This window comes from Sphingomonas hankookensis (genome assembly GCF_028551275.1).
GTDB classification, from domain to species: domain Bacteria; phylum Pseudomonadota; class Alphaproteobacteria; order Sphingomonadales; family Sphingomonadaceae; genus Sphingomonas; species Sphingomonas hankookensis_A.
Genome location: NZ_CP117025.1, coordinates 584,179 through 604,483 on the forward strand (window position 1 = coordinate 584,179; position 20,305 = coordinate 604,483).

The 20,305-nt window shown below is 67.1% G+C and carries 15 protein-coding genes; 8 read left to right on the top strand and 7 right to left on the bottom strand.

What is annotated here, in order from left to right; translation table 11 throughout:
• The first annotated feature begins 63 nt into the window (after positions 1-63).
• The 3 genes from PPZ50_RS02915 to PPZ50_RS02925 all read left to right on the top strand — a co-directional run bounded on the left by PPZ50_RS02915 (position 64) and on the right by PPZ50_RS02925 (position 4,304).
• Positions 64-1,590, top strand: coding sequence for a Do family serine endopeptidase (locus PPZ50_RS02915; protein WP_066689915.1), 1,527 nt, complete (start codon positions 64-66; stop codon positions 1,588-1,590).
• Positions 1,591-1,702: 112 nt separating this feature from the next.
• Complete coding sequence (locus PPZ50_RS02920; RefSeq protein ID WP_066689916.1) at positions 1,703-3,370, top strand: helicase HerA-like domain-containing protein; 1,668 nt, start codon at positions 1,703-1,705, stop codon at positions 3,368-3,370.
• Between the two features lie 4 nt (positions 3,371-3,374).
• Positions 3,375-4,304 carry an AraC family transcriptional regulator gene (locus tag PPZ50_RS02925; protein WP_066689917.1) on the top strand — a complete coding sequence of 310 codons (930 nt, stop codon included), beginning with the start codon at positions 3,375-3,377 and terminating at the stop codon, positions 4,302-4,304.
• Between the two features lie 18 nt (positions 4,305-4,322).
• Here the strand turns inward: PPZ50_RS02925 and PPZ50_RS02930 are convergent, their stop codons facing one another.
• The 3 genes from PPZ50_RS02930 to queF form a co-directional block, all read right to left on the bottom strand.
• The gene (locus PPZ50_RS02930) at positions 4,323-5,603 is read right to left on the bottom strand and encodes a glycoside hydrolase family 130 protein (RefSeq protein ID WP_126014244.1); all 1,281 of its coding nucleotides are present in this window, start codon (positions 5,601-5,603) and stop codon (positions 4,323-4,325) included.
• Between the two features lie 40 nt (positions 5,604-5,643).
• The gene (locus PPZ50_RS02935; protein WP_066689993.1) at positions 5,644-7,911 is read right to left on the bottom strand and encodes a glycosyltransferase family 4 protein; all 2,268 of its coding nucleotides are present in this window, start codon (positions 7,909-7,911) and stop codon (positions 5,644-5,646) included.
• A 140-nt stretch (positions 7,912-8,051) separates the two neighbouring features.
• Positions 8,052-8,495: a preQ(1) synthase gene (gene queF, locus PPZ50_RS02940; protein ID WP_198158534.1), complete on the bottom strand. Its 444-nt coding sequence runs from the start codon at positions 8,493-8,495 to the stop codon at positions 8,052-8,054.
• 29 nt (positions 8,496-8,524) lie between these two features.
• On the opposite strand from queF, the gene PPZ50_RS02945 reads away from it, so the two are divergent.
• The 5 genes from PPZ50_RS02945 (at position 8,525) to PPZ50_RS02965 (ending at position 14,802) form a co-directional block, all read left to right on the top strand.
• Positions 8,525-10,072 (top strand): cryptochrome/photolyase family protein, encoded by a 1,548-nt coding sequence (locus PPZ50_RS02945; RefSeq protein WP_066689920.1) that lies wholly within the window; start codon positions 8,525-8,527, stop codon positions 10,070-10,072.
• 147 nt (positions 10,073-10,219) lie between these two features.
• Positions 10,220-11,050 carry a sulfurtransferase gene (locus PPZ50_RS02950; protein WP_066689921.1) on the top strand — a complete coding sequence of 277 codons (831 nt, stop codon included), beginning with the start codon at positions 10,220-10,222 and terminating at the stop codon, positions 11,048-11,050.
• Positions 11,047-12,240 (top strand): cystathionine beta-lyase, encoded by a 1,194-nt coding sequence (gene metC, locus PPZ50_RS02955; RefSeq protein ID WP_241215489.1) that lies wholly within the window; start codon positions 11,047-11,049, stop codon positions 12,238-12,240. Before PPZ50_RS02950 ends, metC begins: the two co-directional genes overlap by 4 nt.
• Positions 12,237-13,517 (top strand): mechanosensitive ion channel family protein, encoded by a 1,281-nt coding sequence (locus PPZ50_RS02960; protein ID WP_084401518.1) that lies wholly within the window; start codon positions 12,237-12,239, stop codon positions 13,515-13,517. The genes metC and PPZ50_RS02960 overlap by 4 nt, the downstream gene beginning before the upstream one ends.
• Positions 13,518-13,671: 154 nt before the next feature.
• Positions 13,672-14,802 carry a GNAT family N-acetyltransferase gene (locus PPZ50_RS02965; protein ID WP_066689924.1) on the top strand — a complete coding sequence of 377 codons (1,131 nt, stop codon included), beginning with the start codon at positions 13,672-13,674 and terminating at the stop codon, positions 14,800-14,802.
• 144 nt (positions 14,803-14,946) lie between these two features.
• Here the strand turns inward: PPZ50_RS02965 and PPZ50_RS02970 are convergent, their stop codons facing one another.
• Genes PPZ50_RS02970 through PPZ50_RS02985 form a run of 4 tightly spaced genes read right to left on the bottom strand, consistent with a single transcriptional unit; the run spans position 14,947 to position 20,240 of the window.
• Positions 14,947-15,273, bottom strand: a complete 327-nt coding sequence (locus tag PPZ50_RS02970) for a hypothetical protein (protein WP_066689927.1) — start codon at positions 15,271-15,273, stop codon at positions 14,947-14,949.
• Positions 15,273-16,922: a hypothetical protein gene (locus PPZ50_RS02975; RefSeq protein ID WP_066689929.1), complete on the bottom strand. Its 1,650-nt coding sequence runs from the start codon at positions 16,920-16,922 to the stop codon at positions 15,273-15,275. Before PPZ50_RS02975 ends, PPZ50_RS02970 begins: the two co-directional genes overlap by 1 nt.
• A 19-nt stretch (positions 16,923-16,941) precedes the next feature.
• Positions 16,942-18,729 (bottom strand): hypothetical protein, encoded by a 1,788-nt coding sequence (locus PPZ50_RS02980; protein WP_066689931.1) that lies wholly within the window; start codon positions 18,727-18,729, stop codon positions 16,942-16,944.
• Positions 18,726-20,240: an NAD(P)/FAD-dependent oxidoreductase gene (locus PPZ50_RS02985; protein ID WP_420038501.1), complete on the bottom strand. Its 1,515-nt coding sequence runs from the start codon at positions 20,238-20,240 to the stop codon at positions 18,726-18,728. Before PPZ50_RS02985 ends, PPZ50_RS02980 begins: the two co-directional genes overlap by 4 nt.
• Positions 20,241-20,305: the final 65 nt, after the last annotated feature.

A 20,305-nucleotide genomic window follows, 5' to 3' on the forward strand; every position in this document is an offset into this window, starting at 1 on the left:
CAACGTAGTGGCAGGTTCGTTCCCGAAGGGGTTGCGAGCCATATTCGAGAGGACCATCCAACCGTGCGTTACGCCTACGCCATTACTTCCGCACTCTTGCTGGGCGGCGCTGCCGCCACCTTGACCCTCAACCCGTCGGACGCCCAGACCGCGCAGAACGAGCCGGGGGCGATCAACGCAGTCTCCGCCCCGCGCGCCGGCGCGCCGATGAGCTTTGCCGACATGGTGACGCGCCTGTCGCCGGCGGTCGTCAATATCTCGACCACGCAGCGCATCACCGTGCCGCAGCAGGCGAACCCCTTCTCGGGCACGCCGTTCGAGCAGTTCTTCGGCGGACGTGGCGGGGGGGCGACGCCCCGGACGCAGGAGGCGCAGTCGCTCGGCTCGGGGTTCCTGATCTCCAGCGACGGCTATATCGTCACCAACAACCATGTGGTGTCGGCGGGCGCACAGGGTGCCACGGTCGAATCGATCACCGTGACGCTGGCCGATCAGAAGGAATATAAGGCGCGACTGGTCGGCCGCGACGAGCTGTCGGACCTCGCGGTGCTGAAGATCGACGGCGCGACCTTCCCCTATGTGCGCTTCGGTGATTCGCGCCAGACGCGGGTCGGCGACTGGATTTTGACCATCGGCAATCCGCTGGGCCAGTCGGGCACGGTCACCGCCGGCATCGTGTCGGCACTGAACCGCGTCGGACAGGGGCCGTATGATCGCTTCATCCAGACCGACGCCGCGATCAACCGCGGCAATTCGGGCGGGCCGATGTTCGACATGCAGGGCAATGTCATCGGCATCAATTCGCAGATCCTGTCGCCGACCGGCGGCAATATCGGCATCGGCTTCGCGATCCCGGCCGAACAGGCCAAACCGATCGTCGACAAGCTGATGAAGGGACAGTCCGTTGCGCGCGGCTATCTGGGTCTGACGCAGCAGGAAATCAGCGCCGACATCGCCACCGCGCTGAACATCACCAAGGATCGCGGTGCGCTGGTGAACGGCGTCTCGCCGGGCGAACCGGCGGCGCGTGCCGGCATTCGTCCGGGCGACGTCATCCTCGCAGTCAACGGCAAGGAAATCACGCCGCAGCAGTCGCTGACCTATCTGGTCGGCAACGAGGCGCCGGGCAGCCGCGTCAACCTCGACGTGCTGCGGGACGGCCGTCGTCAGCAGATTGCGGTAACGCTCGGCACTCGCCCCTCGAACGATCAGCTGGCGGCGCAGACCGAACAGTTCGATCCCGACACCGCGCCGACGACGCCGCGCGCCAGCACCAATCTGGCGGCGACCGCCGGGCTGGTCGTACAGCCGCTGACCCCGGCGATCGCCCGGCAGTTGCGGCTCGATTCGACCATCCGCGGTGTCGTCGTCGCGGATGTCGATCCGAACAGCGATGCCGCGACCAAGGGTCTGCGCCGTGGCGTGGTGATCCAGAGCGTCAATCGTCAGCCGGTGACGTCCGAAGCTGAACTGGCCCGTGCGATTCAGCAGGCGCGCGCATCCGGTGCCAAGCAGGTGCTGATCTATGCCCAGCTGCCCGGATCGCTCTTCGCGCAGTTCGTGCCGGTCGGCATCGACGCCGCCAAGTAACGGTGGCGATGGGGGCGGTGGAGCGATCCACCGCCCCTTTTCTTTGTCCGCCAGCCATGATGGACCCTTGCCCGAAACGCGGTACATATCGGCGCAGTATGAAGGGCAGGCCATGACCGACACCGAACTCTTTATCGGCGCTACCGCCGACGGCATCCGCCAGTCGCTGGTCCTGAAACGCGCCAATCGCCACGGCCTGATCGCCGGCGCGACCGGTACCGGCAAGACGGTGACGTTGCAGGGGCTGGCCGAGAATTTCTCCGCCGCCGGGGTGCCGGTGTTCGTGGCGGACGTGAAGGGCGACCTGTCGGGCATCGCCATGGCGGGCAGCGCCACCGCCAAGCCCCACGCCGCCTTTGCCGAACGCGCCGCCGCGATCGGTGACAGCGACTGGCAGTATCGCGACACCCCGGTCGTGTTCTGGGACCTGTTCGGCGAGGCGGGCCATCCGATCCGCGCCACCGTGTCGGAAATGGGGCCGGTGCTGCTTGGGCGCATGCTCAACCTGAACGACGTGCAGGACGGGGTGCTGACCATCGCCTTCCATGTCGCCGACGCGGAAGGGCTGCTGCTGCTCGACCTCGACGATTTGCAAGCGATGCTGGCGCATGTCGCCGAACGGGCGGACGAACTGACCACCCGCTACGGCAATGTCAGCAAGCAATCGGTCGGTGCGATCCAGCGCGCGCTGCTGCAGCTGCGGGGGCAGGGCGGCGACCGCTTCTTCGGCGAACCGGCGCTCGACCTGGCGGACTTCATGCGCGTCGCCGACGATGGGCGCGGCATCGTATCGGTGCTCGCCGCCGACAAGCTGATGGCGTCGCCCCGGCTCTACGCCACCTTCCTGTTGTGGCTGTTGTCCGAATTGTTCGAAACGCTGCCCGAGGTGGGCGACCCCGACAAGCCGAAGCTGGTGTTCTTCTTCGACGAGGCACATCTGCTGTTCGACGATGCGCCCGACGCGCTGGTCGACAAGGTGGAACAGGTCGTCCGCCTGATCCGGTCGAAGGGCGTCGGCATCTATTTCGTGACGCAGAACCCGATCGACATTCCCGACGCGATCGCCGGACAGTTGGGCAACCGCGTGCAGCATGCGCTGCGCGCCTTCACGCCCAAGGAACAGCGCGCGATCCGCGCCGCCGCCGAAACCTTCCGCCCCAATCCCAGGCTGGACGTGGCACAGGCCATCACCGAACTGAAGACCGGCGAGGCGCTGGTGTCGGTATTGCAGGCCGATGGTTCGCCCAGCCCGGTCGAACGCACGTTGATCCGGCCGCCCCGCTCGCGCGTCGGGCCGGTCACGGCGGTCGAACGCGGCATCCTGATGCAGACCGACGCGGTCGGCGACCGCTACGACACCGCGATCGATCGTGAATCCGCCGCCGAGCTGCTGGGCGCCAAGGCCGACGAGGCTGCCGCCGCCGCCGCCGCGACCAAGGCGCAGGCCGCCGCCGACAAGGAAGCCGCGCTCAAGGCGAAGGAGGACGCCCGCCTCGCCAAGGAAGCAGAGCGCCAGCGCATCGCAGACCAACGCGCTACCGACCGTGCCGCGCGCGAGGACGAACGCGCCGCGCGTGCTGCCGAGCGCGAGGCGGCGAACAACCCATGGACCCGCGCCACGCAATCGGCGACCCGGTCGGCCGGGTCGGCGGTCGGGCGCATCGTCGTCAACGAGATCGGCAAGCAGGTGTTCGGTACGACGCGCGGCGGTCGCGCCAAGAGCGGCGGACTGGTCGGCGGGCTGCTGCGCGGCGTTCTGGGCGGGTTGTTCCGCGGGTAACGTCATGGATGTACAGGATATCACTGGCGGGACGGAGACGCCCGGCATCCCCCCATCGCTGTTCGACATGCGACCCGGCATGGCGATCCGCTATGACGCGCCCGATCCCCGGCTGGCGGATTATGTTACCGGCTATCACCTGTACGCCGCTAGCGGGCCGGGTGCGATGGGCCTCGAAAACTGGTTCCTGCCCGGTACGGCGAATGTCCGCGTCACGCTGAACGCCGGTCCGATCGCGGTATCGATCGGCCGGTTCCGCAGCGACCCGTTGCCGCAGGCCAGCCTGTTCGGGCCGACCAGCCATGCGATCCACACCGTCACGAATGGCGGGGCGATGATCGGTTTCGGCATCAGTGCGCTCGGCTGGTCGCGTTTCTTCGACGGGCCGGCGGATCGTTATGCCGACCGGATCGAGCCGCTATCGGCCGCCGCGCGACCGGGCTTTGCCGACCGGCTGGTGACGTTGCTGTCGGCGGTGCGCGACGAACATGGCGTGAAGCCGGCGCTCGACCGCTTCCTGCTCGCCGAACTCGGGCCACGGGTCGCCGACGAAGACCAGATTCGCAGCATCGCCCGCATGGTGACCGATGATCGTCCCAATGCGGTGGCGGACACGGCGGCGGAATGGGGCCTGTCGCCCGAACGGCTGCGGCGGTTGTGCAAGCGGCATTTCGGCTTCGTGCCGAAGACGCTGCTGATCCGCGCGCGCTTCCTCCGGTCGCTGGTGCCGCTGATCGAGGCGAAAGGCGACCTCGACTATTCGCGGATCGATCCGGGCTATGTCAGCGCGTCGCATTTCCTGCGCGATGCCCATGCGGTGCTCGGCACCACGCCGCGCCGTTTCCTGCACGCGCAGACCGAGTTTCTGGTCGCCAGCCTGCGCGCACGGGCGGCGGTGCTGGGCAGCGCGACGCAGGCGCTGCACCGGTTGTAGCCACCGCCCGATGGCGCCTCACATCGCGGCGAGCAGCGCCTCGATCGTCACGAATGCGAACGCCACCGAGCTATCGGCCACGCCATAGGGAATGAATATCCGGTCGCCATGGCGCAGTGCGCCGCACGAATAGACGACGTTGGGCACATAGCCCTCGCGGTCCTCGTTCGCCGCCGCGAGGATCGGTTCGCGGGTGCGACCGATGACCTTGGACGGATCGTCCTTGTCGAGCAGCACCGCGCCGATCGCATATTTGCGCATCGCGCCGACGCCGTGGGTCAGCAGCAGCCAGCCCTGATCGATCTCGATCGGCGGGCCGCAATTGCCGATCTGCACCAGCTCCCACGGGTAGACGGGCTTCAACAGCAGCTCCCCCTCGTCCCAATGGGTCAGCGTGTCGGACTTGATCAGGAACAGGTTTTCCCCGTCCTGCCGCCCGATCATCATATATTGGCCGTTCACCTTGCGCGGGAACAGGCCCATGCCCTTGTTGCGCGCCGCGCTGCCGGTCATCGGCACCAGGTCGAACGCGCGGAAGTCGCGGGTGCGCAGCAGCTCCGACTGGATCATCGACCCGTTATAAGCGGTATAGGTGCCGAGCCACTCGGCGGTGCCGTCGTCATGGGTGAAGTGGACGAGGCGCATGTCCTCCAGCCCCTTCGACTGCGCCTGGGTGATCGGGAAGATCACCGTGCCGGACAGCGTCGAGTCGCGGTGGCGATAGACGGTCACTTCGCCCTCGGGTGCTTCGTCCTCGTCGCCGACCGCATCGGCGGCGGTGGCGAAGGGCGGCTCGGGCGCCAGCACCAGTTCGTTCTCGTCGGTGATGATGCCTTCGCGGAACGCCACTGACGAGATATGGCCTTCGCCAACCGCGCGCAGCGACATCAGTATGCGGAGCGACCCTTCCGGCATGCCCGACTGGTCGAAATGCGGCACCGCGCTAGGATTCATCAGCGCGGCGGCGGCATAGCTATATTCATGGCAGAAATAGGCACCGATCAGCTGGCGCTTCTCATCGCTGATCGTGCTGCCGTCGAGGCCGAGCACCGCTTCGATCTCGTCATAGCGAGTCATGAACACCCGGCGCGTCTGCCAGTGACGTGCCTCGAAATCCTTGAGCACGGTTTCGAGTTGCGCGCGCGTTTCGGCAGGCGTCATCGCCAGCACTTCGCCGACCAGCCGCTCGGTCCGGCTGGGGGCCGAACCATTGCGCTGCCAAGCGATGTGAAACGGGCGCACCACCACGCGCGAGGGATCGGCGTACAGCCGGAGGGGGTGGTTGTAGAGTTCCAGCATTCGCGCGTCCAACTATTCCCGGCCGAAGCCGCGGCCGGATTCAGGCCACGGCGCGGCGCGGGTCTGCCACGGAAGCGCGGCCCTTTGAAAGGGCGGAAATCGCACAGGATGCCAATTGCAGCGCGAGAATCGACTCCGCCCCCTGATTGCGGTTCAATCCGGTGGGCATCAGCCCGTCGAAACAGCCGCCATCATGGGCGGTCGCCAGCGGCAGGTCGAGGTCGTTGGCGCCGAGATACCAGTTATAGGCCTTCACCGCCTCGTCACGCCACTTGGCATCGCCGGTCGCGTCCCATGCGGCGACGCAGGCTTCGACCGTCGCCTGCGCCTCCAGCGGCTGCTGGTCGAAGGGCAGCGGTTCGGCGAAGGGCCGGCCGAAGCTCTCGGTGCCGACCGCGCGGAAGCGGCCTTCGGGCGAGGTCTGGCGGGCGACGATCCAGTCGAGCGTGTCGATCCCGACCTTGACGAAATCTTCGCGCCCCAGCGCCTTGCCGGCGCGGATCATCGCTTCGGGCAGGCGGGCATTGTCATAGGCCAGCACGATTTCGAACCAGCCCCATTCGGGACGACGGCTCGCGTCGAGCAGGGTGACCAGTTCCTCGCCGAAGCGGGTCGCGATCTCCGTGGAGAGCGCATGGCCCGGATTGACCTCCAGCATCGCTACCGCGCCGAGCATGGCAAAGGCACGCGCGCGCGGGCTGTCGAGGTCGAGCGCGATCGAGGCGGTCTGTTCGTAAAGCGACATCGCCCAGTCGCGATGCTTGCGTGCCTGCGCATCGCGCGCGGTGATCGCCAGCGCCCACAAGGTGCGGCCGTTGGAGTCCTCCGACCCTTCATCCTCGCACCAGGTCCGGTCGAAATTCATGAAGTTGCGGAACCGGCGACGGTCCGGGTTCCACGCATATTGCAGGAACGACGCATAGATGGTTGTCCATTTGTCGCGGACGACAGGGTCAAGGTCCTCGATCTGCGACATCAGGATCAGCGCGCGGGCGTTATCGTCAATGCAATAGCCGTGCCGGCGGTCGGGCACCGAATAGATCGAATGCTGCAACATGCCGGTCGCATCGCTCATCCGCTCGACCGCCGCGAAGTCGGGCTTCAGCGCGGTCAGGTCGGCGCTGGTGCGCACCCGCCGGGGACGCGCCGCGACGGCGCGTGCAACCTCCGTCATCGCGGCTTCCGCAAGGCAGGGGAACAGCATCGTCCGACCGCGGGCATAGGCACGGGCAGCGAGGCCGTCGCGACGGGCGTCATTGCCCAGCAGGTCGACGATCTCACGCGCGAATGCCGCCGAGTCGCCGAAATCGACGAGGACGCCATGGTCGTCCGCCAGGATTTCGGTCGCGTGGACATAAGGGGTCGATACCACGACCTTGCCCACGCCGACGGCATAGGACAGCGTGCCCGAGGTGATCTGCGCCGGGTTGCTGTACGGAGTAACGTACAGGTCGGCGGCCTGAAGATAATCGAGCAGTTCGTCCTGTTCGACGAAGCCGTCGAGGAAGCAGACATTGTCGGCCACGCCCAGCGACGCCGCCTGCGCCTTCAGCCGGTCGCGATAGGCTTCGCCTTCATGGGCGACCAGATGGGGGTGGGTAGCGCCCAGCACGACATAGAGTGCATCGGGATGCGACGCAGCGACCGTCGGCATCGCCTCGATCATCGTCTCGATCCCCTTGTTCGGGGCGAGCAGGCCGAAGGTCAGGATGACCGGGCGACCGCTCCAGCCGAAGCGGGCCTTCATCGATTCGGGCTGGACGAACGGACGGTCGTGCACGCCGTGCGGGATCATCGCGATCTTGCGCGCGTCGGTGCCGTGCACCCGCATCAGGATGTCGCGACCCTTGTCGGCCATGACGATGATCTTGGACGCGCGGCGCAGCAGCGCTTCGAGCACGCGGCGTTCGTCGGCATTGGGATGTTCGAGGATGGTGTGCAGCGTGACGACGACGGGCACGTTCACCCGGTCGAGCAGCGCGACGATATGCTCGCCCGCCGGACCGCCATAAATGCCATATTCGTGCTGGACCCACACCGCCTGCGCGCCACTCGCCTCGATCCGGCGTGCCGCGTCGAGATACGCGATGCGGTCGTTCTGCGCGATCGCGTGGGTAACTTCCGGCGGATAGGCATAGGCGCCGAGCCGGTCGTCCATCGCATAGACGTCGACCGCCAGCGCGGGATAGCGATCGCGCAACGCGTTGAACGTATCGGTGGTAAAGGTCGCGAGCCCGCATTTGCGCGGCAGGAAATTACCGATCAGCGCGATGCGATCAAGCGAATCCAGGGCGACCCCGTGGTCCATCTGCGTTCCTCTGTGCGTTGCAATATCCGCGCGATAACCGGCGGTGTCCGCAAACAGAAACATTTCGACAGGATGAATGGTTGCATACCATTGTGCGCTGCGACACGATTCCGTGGCGAACCGTGTCGCGGCTGCGACGATCAGCCCCGGCCGCGATATCCCGGCACGTCCTGATCCGGAATCCATACCGCCTTGGGAGGTTCCCCCGACTGCCAGAACACGTCGATCGGAATGCCCCCGCGCGGATACCAATAGCCGCCGATGCGCAGCCATACCGGCTGCATTTCCGCCACCAGCCGTTCGGCGATGCCGACGGTGCAATCCTCGTGGAAGGCGGCATGGTTGCGGAAGCTGCCAAGGAAGAGCTTCAGCGATTTCGATTCGACGATCGTCTCCCCGGGCACATAGTCGATCACCAGATGCGCGAAATCCGGCTGGCCGGTCACCGGGCAGAGCGAGGTGAATTCCGGCGCGGTGAAGCGCACCAGATAGGGCGTGCTGCGCGGGTTGGGAACATAATCGAGTTCGGCGGCTTCCGGAGTGGTCGGAAGCGGGCTGGCCTGGCCAAGGAATTTCGGGTCCATGGCCCCCATGTAGAAGGGACGGCGCACAAATGGAACGGGTGCTGATCCCGATACTGGGCGACCAATTGTCGTTCCATCTGTCGTCGCTGGCCGATGCCGACCCCGATGACACCACGATCCTGATGATGGAGGTGGTGGAGGAAGCGACCTATGTCCGCCATCACCCCAAGAAGATCGCGTTCCTGTTCGCCGCGATGCGCCACCATGCTGCCGCCTTGGAAGAGGCGGGCTGGAGCGTCGATTATGTCCGGCTCGACGATCCCGACAATGCCGGCAGCTTTACCGGAGAGATTGCCCGCGCGGTCGAGCGGCATGATCCGACGCGGATCGTCGTCACCGAAGCCGGCGAATGGCGGGTGCAGGTGATGCTGGAGGCGTGGGAGACGATCTTCGGCATTCCCGTCGCGATCCGCCCCGACACGCGCTTCATTTGCTCGCACGACCGGTTCAACGCCTGGGCAGACGACCGGCGCGAGCTGCGCATGGAGTTCTTCTATCGCGAGATGCGGCGTGAGACCGGGCTGCTGATGGACGGGGCGAAGCCGGTCGGGGGCAAATGGAATTTCGACCGCGACAATCGCAAACCCGCACGCCGCGACCTGCTGATCCCCCGCCCGCTGTCGTTCAAGCCAGATGCGGTGACGCAGGACGTGCTGGCGCTGGTCGCCGACCGGTTCGGCGACCATGTCGGCACGCTCGACGGGTTCGACTTCGCAGTGACGCGCAAGGATGCGTTGCGCCAGCAACGTGCCTTCCTCACCCATGCGCTGCCCGGCTTCGGTGACAATCAGGACGCGATGCTGACCGGCGAGCCCTATCTGTGGCACGCCGTTCTTTCGCCATACATCAATGCCGGGCTGCTCGATCCGCTCGACCTCTGCAAGGCGGTCGAGAAGGAATATGATGCGGGCAAGGTGCCGATCAACGCGGCGGAAGGGTTCATCCGGCAGATCATCGGCTGGCGCGAATTCGTCCGCGGCATCTATTGGCGTGAGGGGCCGGACTATGTCACCCGCAACTTTCTCGGCGCCAAACGCGACCTGCCGGGCTTCTACTGGACCGGGGAGACCGACATGCACTGCCTGTCCCAGGCGATCGGGCAGACGCTGGACCATGCCTATGCCCATCATATCCAGCGGTTGATGGTCACCGGCAATTTCGCGCTGCTGATCGGCGCCGAGCCGCAACAGGTGCATCGCTGGTATCTGGAGGTCTATGCCGATGCCTATGAATGGGTCGAACTGCCCAATACGCTGGGGATGAGCCAGTTCGGCGATGGCGGGCTGCTGGGGTCGAAGCCCTATGCCTCGTCGGGGGCCTATATCGACCGGATGTCGGATTATTGCGGTCCCTGCCGCTATGACGTGAAGCAGCGTACCGGTCCCGATGCATGCCCGTTCAACGCGCTGTACTGGGACTTCATCGCGCGCAATCGCGAGAAGCTGGGCAACAATCCGCGCATGGCGATGCCATACCGGACGTGGGACAAGATGGCTGAGGAGACCCGGCAGGAACTGCGCGGCCAGGCGAAGGGGTTTTTGCAGGCCTTGGACAAGCTACCGAAATATGCGGGGTAAGCGTATCCCCGCGCAGGCGGGGATCCAGAGCCAAAACGGGCCAGCGGCTTACTTGGCCCTGGATCTCGCCTGCGCAGGGGTACGATACGCTGCCGTCTTTTGCTCCGGCGCTTGACCCGCCGCGTCGCACGCCTAAGCCTTCCTCCCATGCAACCGCTCGTCTCCACCGCATGGCTCGCCGATCGGCTCGGTACCCCCGGCCTCGTCGTCCTCGACGCGACCTTCGTGCCCGTTCAGCCCGATCCGCCCCGCGACGAAGCCGCCGAATTCGCCGTGGCCCACATTCCGGGTGCGCGGTTCCTTGACCTGCGCGCGCTGTCGACCGGGCAGGCGACGTCGCTGCCCGCCGCCGACAAGGTGGCGGGACGGCTGGGCGAATTGGGCCTGACCGACGATGTGCAGGTGGTGCTGTACGACAATTCGCCGCATCGCACCGCGGCAAGGGGCTGGTGGCTGCTGCGGCGCTTCGCCCGCGGGCTGCCGGTGGCGATCCTCGATGGTGGCCTTGGCAAATGGCAGGCCGAGGGGCGACCGGTCGAGACAGGCGAGAGCGTGACGACCCCGACCCGCGTCGCGGCCGATCCCGATCTGGCCGCCGTGCGGACCAAGGCGATGGTGCTGGCGGGGCTGGAGAAAGAGGGCACGCAACTCGTGGATGCCCGATCGCCGGCACGGTTCGACGGGAGCGAGGCCGATCCGCGCGGGCTGCCGTCGGGCCATATTCCGGGCAGCATCAACCTGCATTACGCCCGCTTCTTTCGCGAGGACGGGACGTGGCGGTCGCCCGACGAACTCGGCGGTCTGTTCGCCGAAGCGGGAATCGATCTCGACCGGCCGATCACCACCACCTGCGGGTCGGGCATCACCGCCGCGATCCCCGCCTTCGCGCTGCATCTGCTCGGCCGCGATGCCGCGCTGTATGACGGCAGCTGGACCGAATGGGCCGCCGATCCGCAGACGCCGAAGGTGACGGCATGAGCGCTTCCGACCCGAGCCACGCGCCCGAGACACAGGTCGTCACCGGCGGACGCCGCGACGAATGGACCGGCGGGGTGGTCAACGTTCCCGTCTGGCGGGCCTCGACGATCCTGTACGACGACGTCGCCGACCTGCGCGCGGCGGCGGGCAAGGATACCCATCACCGGCTCTATTACGGCCGGCGCGGCACCCCGACGCAATGGTCGTTGGCCGCGGCGCTGACCGAACTGGAGCCGGGGGCCGAGGGCACGTTGCTCTATCCGTCGGGCGTCGCGGCGATCACCACCGCGTTGCTCGCATTCCTGAAGCCCGGCGATCATCTGCTGCTGCCCGACAGCGCCTATGACCCGACCCGCGCCTTCGCACACGGCATGTTGAAGACGATCGGCATCGAGACGACGCTGTACGATCCGGTCGTCGGCGCGGGGATCGCCGATCTGATGACGCCGGCGACCAAGGTGCTGTTCCTCGAAAGCCCGGGCAGCCTCACCTTCGAAGTGCAGGACGTGCCGGCGATGACGGCGATCGCGCGCGAACGCGGCATCACGACCATCCTCGACAACACCTGGGCCACGCCGCTGCTGTTCCCGGCGATGGCGCATGGCGTCGACGTGACGATTATGGCCTGCACCAAATATGTCGTCGGCCATTCCGACGCGATGCTGGGATCGGCCACCGCCGTCGCATCGCACTGGCAGCGCCTGCGCGATGCGACCTATCAACTGGGCCAGCATGTCGGGCCGGACGATGCGGCGCTCGGTGCGCGAGGCCTGCGCACCATGGCGGTGCGGCTGAAACAGCATGGAGAATCGTCGATCCGCATCGCGCGGTGGCTGGCCGAACAGCCCGAGGTGGCGCGGGTGCTGCATCCGGCGTTGCCCGGCTGTCCGGGGCACGACATTTTCCGGCGCGATTTCCGGGGCAGCGCCGGGCTGTTCGCCTTCGTCCTGAACGGTGGCAGCGATGCCGGTCGGGTAGCGCTGATCGACGGGCTGAAGCTGTTCGGGATCGGCTATAGCTGGGGCGGGTTCGAAAGCCTCGCGCTGCCGATCGATCCGCATCGCTATCGCAGCGTCACGCGGCGCCAAGCGGAAGGACCGATGATCCGGTTGCAGATCGGGCTGGAGAATAGTGACGATCTGATGGCCGATCTTGCCGCGGGCCTCGCGCGGTTCCGGGCGGCGCCGTGAACGACCTTGCCGCCGGGCTGGCCGGACAGGGATTGCCGGTGGCGGACGGGCGGGAACTGATCGAAGCCGGCATCGTCCTGGGGCTGGTGCTGCTGTCGCTGCTGCTTGGCTGGCTGGCCGGGCGCTGGGCGGGGCCGCACCTGACCGATTTGTGGCGGCAGCGGGTCGGCGACCATGCCGTCGGCCTCGCATCGCGGATGTGCGATATCGTCCGGCACCTGGTGGCGGTCGTGGCGCTCGCGCTGGTGGCGCAGGTCCGCGACTGGGGGGCATTGGGCGATATCGTCGTCGGGGTTGCGCTGGCGGCGGCCGTTGCGCGGCTGGCGATGCAGCTGCTGCGCGGCGTCAACCTTGCCCGGTGGCTGGCATGGGCGGTGGCGTCGATCCTGTTCGTCGCGGTGCTGGCCGGATCGGTCGGCGGGCTGGAGCCGATCACCACCACGCTCGACGCGATCGGTTTCTCGGTAGGGCGCAGGCGCCTGTCGCTGCTGGCGCTGGTCAGTGCGCTGCTGACCGCCGTCGTGCTCTATGCCGTGGTGCGCGTTGCCAACAAGCTGGTCAGCCATGCGGTCGGGCAGGCGCGGAGCCTCGACCCCGCACAGAAACTGCTGGCGCAGAAGCTGGCGTCGATCGCGGTGGTCATCACCGCCTTCTTCTTCGGCATCGACCTGCTCGGCATCGATCTCACGACCTTCGCGATCTTTTCGGGCGGGCTGGGCCTCGCGGTCGGCTTCGGGTTGCAGAAGACGGTCGGTAACCTGATCGCGGGCATCATCCTGTTGATGGACCGGTCGATCAAGCCGGGCGACGTGATCGTCGTCGGCGACAGCTTCGGCTGGGTCAACAAGATCGGCGTGCGCGCGGTGTCGGTCATCACCCGCGACGGCAAGGAACACCTGATCCCCAACGAAAACCTGATGACCCAGGAGGTGGAGAACTGGTCCTTTTCCGACCGCAACGTGCGTGTGCGCATTCCGGTCGGGGTAGGGTATGAAACCGACCTCAGGCTCGCACAGAAGCTGATGCTGCAGGCGGCGACCGAAAGCCCGCGCGTGCTGCGCAGCCCGGCGCCCAATGTCTGGCTGATCTCCTATGGCGAATATGCGGTCGAGCATGAGATATTGGCGTGGATCAGCGATCCCGAGCAGGGGGTGGGCAATGTGCGGTCCGACGTGCTCAACCGGTTGTGGGACCTGTTCGGCGAGCATGGGATCAAGATTCCGGTGCCGCGGCGGGAGTTGATGTTCAAGGAGGCGTTGAAGGTGGCGAAGGACTGACAGGATCGTCATTCCGGCGAAGGCCGAAATCGATGGACAGACCGACGTCGCGAACCTTGCGAAGCGGCCCGTATCCATGGATCCCGGCCTTCGCCGGGATGACGATGGGTATGAGGGCTACCGGACTCCATCATCACCCCCTATCTTGCCGTCCGTGACCACCATCACCGCTCGTATCGCCGAGGGCGTCCGCGCCGTGCCTGCCGACCAGTGGGATGCCTGCGCGGGCACGGGCAATCCGTTCCTCCGCCACGCCTTCCTGTCGGCACTGGAGGAATCGGGCAGCGTCGGGCCGGGATCGGGGTGGCAACCGCTGCCGATCATCGTCGACGATGCCGACGGCGTGCCTGCCGCCATCGCGCCGGCCTATGCCAAGGGGCACAGCCAGGGCGAATATGTGTTCGACCATAGCTGGGCCGATGCGTGGGAGCGGGCCGGGGGCGATTATTATCCCAAGCTGCAGATCGCGGCACCGTTCACCCCGGTGCCCGGCCCCCGGCTGCTGTTGCGCGACGGGGCCGATGCCGCCGCGCTGATCGGCGCGGTCGAGGCAGTGGTGCGGCAGAACGGGCTGTCGTCGGCCCATGCGACGTTCGTGGAGGAAGCGCAGCTGCCGGCGTTCGAAGCGGCGGGCTGGCTGACGCGGGCGGGCACGCAGTTTCACTGGGCCAATCGCGGCTATGAGAGCTTTGAGGATTTCCTGAACGATCTGGCCAGCCGCAAGCGCAAGGCGATCCGCAAGGAACGCGCCGCCGCGCTGGACGGGCTGACCGTCCGGCACCTGACCGGGCGCGAACTGACCGAGGCGCATTGGGACGCCTTCTGGACCTTCTATCAGGATACCGGCAGCCGCAAATGGGGCCGCCCCTATCTCACCCGCCCCTTCTTCTCGTTGCTGTCGGAAACGATGCCGGACGCGGTGTTGCTGATCCTCGCCGAGCGGGGCGGGCGGCCGATCGCCGGGGCGCTGAACCTGATCGGCGGCGACGCGCTGTACGGCCGCTATTGGGGGGCGGTGGAGGAGGTGCCGTTCCTCCATTTCGAGCTATGCTATTATCAGGCGATCGACGCCGCCATCGCGCGGCGGTTGCAGCGGGTCGAGGCCGGCGCCCAAGGCGAGCACAAGCTGGCGCGGGGCTATGTGCCGGTAACGACGTGGTCGGCCCATTTCCTGCCCGATCCCGGCTTTCGCCGCGCGGTGGCGGACTTCCTGGATCGGGAGCGGGCGGCGGTTGGGCAGGAACAGGAATTTCTGAGCGAGCTGACGCCGTTTCGGCGGGCGTAGGGTCCAGTCGCCCCGGCCAAAAACGTCACCCCAGCGCAGGCTGGGGTCTCCAGCGGCTCCTGTCTCGCCCTGTTACCGGGAGATCCCCGCCTTCGCCGGGATGACGTCCATGGCCAAGGAGAGAAGCAGGCTGCGTAGCTCGCCTTACTTCTTCCCCATCAGGCCACCCAGCCCGCCGGGCAGCATGTCGCCGATCCCGCCGAGCGCGCCGGGATTGACGTCGAGGCCGAGCAGCTGCGCGAACTGGCCCAGCGCATCGGGACCGCCGACTTCGGACAGGATCGCCTCGATCTGATGGCGCGACACGCCGCTATGGTCGGCGGCTTCCTGCGCCGGGTCGGCATGGCCGGCGAACTTGGCGAGCAGGCCGAGGACGGTCTGTACCTGTTCCTGCGAAATCCCCGCCTTTTCGGCGATGGCGGGCAGGTCGAATTGGCCGGCCAGCTTCAAGGCGTTGTTCAGCAGGTCCATCAGTTTTTCCTTACCGGTTCGTTGGCCGCCATCTGTCGCGACGGATGACGGCGGGGTTTGGCGAACGGACGATTGCCCAGATCGCTCCATGTCAGGTCGGGCGGCGGGACGCTATGGTCGATCCGGAAGACCGCGCTGCGGCCGCTCCGCCACAGCGGCACCAGCCCCTGTTCCAGTCGCCGGTCATATTGGGGCGGGCGGATCAGCCAGACATAATCGAACGCGTCGCGCGGGAATTTGTACAGCGCACCGGCGATCGGCCGCCAATATTCGCGGGGGCATTTGACGTCGGTCACCAGTTCGGACGGATCGTGCGAGAAGCCGCGTGCTTCCTTGTACCGGACCGTCAGCAGCTGCCCACCGGCCATCGACCATTGGTCGTTGGCATAGGCCTGGCGCCGGGCGAGCGCGATGCCGGGCAGATGCTGCAGCCGGGTCATGCGCCATTCGTTGTAGCAGGTCTCACCAACGAACGTGACCAGCCGCGCGCCGACCGGCACATGGTCCAACGCCGCCAGTTCGCGGTCGTAATCGCGGTCGTACAGCCAGAAGCTGTAGGTGGTCGCAGCCATCCGCCCGACGAAGATCGCCAGGCCGATCGCCGCCAGCACCCCGGCATGACGGATCGACAGGCCGGGCTTGGGCCGGAGCGCGATCAGGCTGATCCCGAACAGATAGGGGACCAGCCGCATATCGGCATAGGCCGACCCGAACACGATGCGCGGCAACAGGACATAGACGGCGATCAGGAACAGCGCAGACAGGCCCAGATTGCGCGAATAGCCGATGTTCGGATCGCGCAACCCCTTGAACAGGACGAGGTAGAAGACGGCGACCGAAGCGAGGTCGTAGAGCTGCCAGCGGTCGCGCAGCGTCATCGTCATCCACTGCATCTTCGCGCGCCAGTTGAACCAGTCGGCGGTCTGTCCGCCGACATGGCCGCCCGAGCGCCACAGCAGCATCAGCAGCGCAGGGGGCGCAAGGACGAGGCAATGGAGCCCGGCATGGAAGGCGGCGGCGAACCAGTTGCGACGCTTGTCATGCTCGCGGATCAGCTCGGCCGAGGCGGCCAGCACGCCCAGCGTGCCCCAGCCGAAGGTGTGGGTCAGCCAGATCAGTCCGGCTACGGGTACGAACACCACCCCGCGCAGCACCAGCCGCCCCTGCCGCCCCAGTCGCAGCCATAGCGCGAAGGCGTTGAGCGCCAGCGCCATCGAAAGCACGAAATTGGCGAAGCCGAAATGGAACGGAAAGCTGTAGACGATCGGCAGCGCGAACAGCGCGGTCGCCGGGATGCGGCCATGCACTTCGCGCGCGATCCACAACAGGCCAACGGCGGTCAGCGCCGGGATCGTCAGGATGATGAGCTTGACGGCAGGTTCGAGCCCGATCAGCGGTTCGAGCAGCCAGACGAGCAGGTCGACGCCGAGATTGCCGATCAGGCTCCAGTCGAAATTATACCAGTCATGGAACCAGGGCGCCTGTCCGGTGTCCCACATCTGCTGGACGCGGTAGCGGCCCATATGTCCCGGCAGGTCGACCATCGGCGGGATGTCGGGCCATAGCAGCGGCACCGCCGCCAGCACCGCCATCAGTGCGACGAACCAGCGCGTCTGCCACCAACGGAGCTGTTCGGCGGATCGGGTCATACCCTTGCGTCCTTACGGGCTAGGCAGGCGGGCTCGCAAGAGGGCGGACCACCCGCCATACCAATATTGGCGAGTCGGGAATTGCGACCGGTTGCAACCAGTCGAAACGCTCGCCCCGCTCCAGCCGCGCCCACAGGCCGTGGGGGGCGGCATTGGCATAGGCCAGATTTTCCGAAATGCCCGGACAGCCGACGACATAATCGACCCCGCGCCCGAGGATCGCGCTGCGCGACAGGTCGGGCCGGGCCATGAAGCTGGCGATGACGAACCGCATGGCGGGGGCGTTGCGATGATAGCCGCTGGCGATCGGCCGGAGGCGGCTCGATGCGACGATCGCCGGCCCGATATCGAGCGGGGCGAGGATCGTGGCGCCTGCCGGCAGCGCTGCCAGCGGTACGACGTCGGGCTGGCGTGGGCAGACGGGCTTTTCCCCAGTCAGATAGGGCCGCGGGATCGATACGACCGCACGGTCCGGCACGCCCAGCAGCAACAGGATGCCGGTCAGCACCAGTCCCGGCGCCGCGATCGCCGCGACACCCAGCAGGGCGGCGAGGCGGCGGAGCGGCGGCACGATGGCCCGCGCGCGGGCGAGGCGGTCGGCGACGATCGCCGCCACCGGGGGAATGGCGAGCGCATTGGCGAGCGCGGCGGATCGCAGCACGATAAGGCCGCACAGCGTGGCCGCGATCAGCAGGCCGAGCAGGATCGTCCAGGGCTCCCGCCGGTGCCCCGGTGCCGCCAGCACCCGACGCAGGGTCACCACGACCGCGACCGCCGTCAAGGTGAAGCTGCCGGCGATCGTCGGCCAATATTGATGCCAGACCGGCAGCCCCTCGGCGATATTGAGGAACCAGACGCGGTAGGTCAGCGGATCGAGCATTCCGAACGGCCCGCGGGCGCACTCGCTGGCGAGCAGCGCCATCGTCGCGACCGTCGCCGCGCCGGTCACGGCCAGCAGCGCGAACCGCCCGACGGGCGACCGCAGCGGGGCCAGCGTCGCCAGAGCGAGGCCGATCCCGGCGATGCCGATCGTCGCCAGCCATGCCGGGTCGATCGCGTCGCAGGCCGGGCTGGCCCAACCGGGACCACGGGTGACGAGGTGGAGCAGCAGCGTGGCCAGCGCCATCGTCAGGCCGAAGCCGCGCGTCTGCGCCGCCCGCGCCGGCACGAATACCCAGGCCAGCCCCGCCGCGGCAATCAGCGCGAGGAGGAAGGCGAATCCTTCGAACGAAATCGTGACGAGCAGCGCGCCACCCAGTCCCGCGACGATCCCGCTGCGCCCGTCGCGGCGCAGGATCAGCGCGGCGGCAGCCAGCAGCCCGCTGGCGATCTGCCAGCCATGATGGTCGATGCGCAGCGGTTGCAGCTGGCTGAGCAATGGCGTCGTCAGCGGCACCATGACCATCGCGGCCAGTGCCGCTGGCCGCCCGGCCAGCCGGCGGGTGATCGCCGCGACCAGTGTCATGACGACACCCAGCGTGACGAGCGGGACGGCGATCGCCGCGATCCGCTCGGCAGCGGCGTCCCCGACGATGCCGCGCAGCGCGAGGACGACCGCCGCCAGCGGCAGGTCGACCAGCCGCGACCAGTGCATCGTCAGCCCCGGACCTGCAAAGCCATGCTGTCCGACGTCCCACCAGCTCTGCCCGTCGAGCAGCGCGCGTACTTCGAGCAGGCGCATGATGTCGTCGGGATCGTACATGCGCAGCGGACCGATGCGCGGGATCGCGCACAGGATCAGGACCAGCGAAACGAACCCCCAGACCGCGACCGGCGAGGGCGTGTCGCGCCCCGCCGCCTCGCTCACGCCGCCGCCCGGATCGCGGTCGGCACCGCGCGGACGCTGGCGAGGGCGGCCTGTTCGCCTTCGCGGCCCGCCTCGTGATATTCGGCGTCCTCGTTCACCTGCCACACATCGTGGATGCGCGCGCCGGCGAGGATGTTGCGGACGGTCAGCATCGCCGTCATCATCGCATGATCCTGGTTATTGTAGCGGTGCATGCCGTTGCGACCGACCATGTGCAGCGTCGGGAAACGGGTTTCCAGTTCGGTGCGCAGCGCCTCGACCCGGTCGGCATAGCCTTCGTCATAGACCGGATAGGCTTTCGGCTGGCGCACGACCGCACCGCCGACCACGTCCTTGGCATCGACCAGCTTGAGCGTCGCCAGTTCGCGCGTCGCCTGCGCGATCAGATCGTCGTCGCTGCTGGCCCATAGCCCGTCGCCCTCGAAGCAGAAATATTCGAGGCCGACGCACGCGATGGCTGGATCGGGCACCATTTCGGGCGACCAGCTGCGGAAATTCTGGACGCGGCCGACCTTCACCCGGTTGTCGTGGATGTAGATCCAGTTGTCGGGGAACAGGTCGCTCGACCGGATCATCAGCGCGACGGTCAGGAAGTCGCGGTAGCGCAGGGCGCTGGCGTCGGGCAGCGTCGCGGGCAGCGGATGGATGCGCGAGGCGAGTTCACGAAGCGGCGCCGAGGAGATGACGTGGCGCGCGGTGATAATCCGCGTCGAATCGTCGGCGCGGTCGGTCGCCACCATCCGCCAGCGATCCGCCGCCACATCATGTTCCAGCGTGCGCAGCGCATGGCCCATCAGCACGGTATTGCCGCCCGCGACGACATGGTCGCGCGCTGCTTCCCACATCATCCCCGGCCCCTTGCGCGGATAGCGGAAGCTTTCGAGCAGGGTCTTGGCCGCCATGCCGTCATTGGGTTTGCGGTTGAGACCCAGCGACCGCTTGAGCCCGTCGAGCACCGCCGCGCCGAGGCTCAGCCCCTTGATCCGCTGCGCCGCCCAGTCCGCCGACATGGTGTCGCACGGCATGCCCCACACCTTCTCGGTATAGGTCTTGAAGAAGATCGAATAGAGTTTGTGGCCGAACTGGTTGACGACCCAGTCCTCGAACGAGGCGACCGTACGGCGGGGGAACAGCTTGGCCTTGGCATAGCTCGCCATGCACAGCGCGGAGGTGACGAGGCCGAGATTGCCGAGCGCCTCGAACGCGCGCAGCGGATAGCTGTAGAATTTGCCGCCATAGAAGATGCGGCTCATCCGCGGGCGGTCGATGAAGTCGTCGGGCAGAATCTCGTTCCACAGCGCCACGACTTCCTGCGATTTCGAAAAGAAGCGGTGGCCGCCGATATCGAAGCGGAAACCGTCATGCTCGACGGTGCGGCTGATCCCGCCGACATAGCGCGGGTCCTGTTCGATGACGGTGACCGACAGCCCGGCCTTGGTCAGCAGATAGGCGGCGGTAAGGCCGGCCGGACCGGCGCCGACGATCGCCACGTCCACATTGTCGCTAGCCACCCGCACAACTCCCCCGCTTCGTTCGAAACGGTCGGTGCCATGCGAGTGGCTAAAATGTGGTTAAG

What these genes read in the sequence shown, in the direction of transcription:
- PPZ50_RS02930 (WP_126014244.1), bottom strand. Translation starts at nt 5,603, where the DNA reads ATGCTGGAACTCTACAACCACCCCCTCCGGCTGTACGCCGATCCCTCG.
- queF (WP_198158534.1), bottom strand. Translation starts at nt 8,495, where the DNA reads ATGGACCCGAAATTCCTTGGCCAGGCCAGCCCGCTTCCGACCACTCCG.
- PPZ50_RS02975 (WP_066689929.1), bottom strand. Translation starts at nt 16,922, where the DNA reads ATGACCCGATCCGCCGAACAGCTCCGTTGGTGGCAGACGCGCTGGTTC.
- PPZ50_RS02920 (WP_066689916.1), top strand. Translation starts at nt 1,703, where the DNA reads ATGACCGACACCGAACTCTTTATCGGCGCTACCGCCGACGGCATCCGC.
- PPZ50_RS02945 (WP_066689920.1), top strand. Translation starts at nt 8,525, where the DNA reads ATGGAACGGGTGCTGATCCCGATACTGGGCGACCAATTGTCGTTCCAT.
- PPZ50_RS02935 (WP_066689993.1), bottom strand. Translation starts at nt 7,911, where the DNA reads ATGGACCACGGGGTCGCCCTGGATTCGCTTGATCGCATCGCGCTGATC.
- PPZ50_RS02950 (WP_066689921.1), top strand. Translation starts at nt 10,220, where the DNA reads ATGCAACCGCTCGTCTCCACCGCATGGCTCGCCGATCGGCTCGGTACC.
- PPZ50_RS02925 (WP_066689917.1), top strand. Translation starts at nt 3,375, where the DNA reads ATGGATGTACAGGATATCACTGGCGGGACGGAGACGCCCGGCATCCCC.
- PPZ50_RS02970 (WP_066689927.1), bottom strand. Translation starts at nt 15,273, where the DNA reads ATGGACCTGCTGAACAACGCCTTGAAGCTGGCCGGCCAATTCGACCTG.
- metC (WP_241215489.1), top strand. Translation starts at nt 11,047, where the DNA reads ATGAGCGCTTCCGACCCGAGCCACGCGCCCGAGACACAGGTCGTCACC.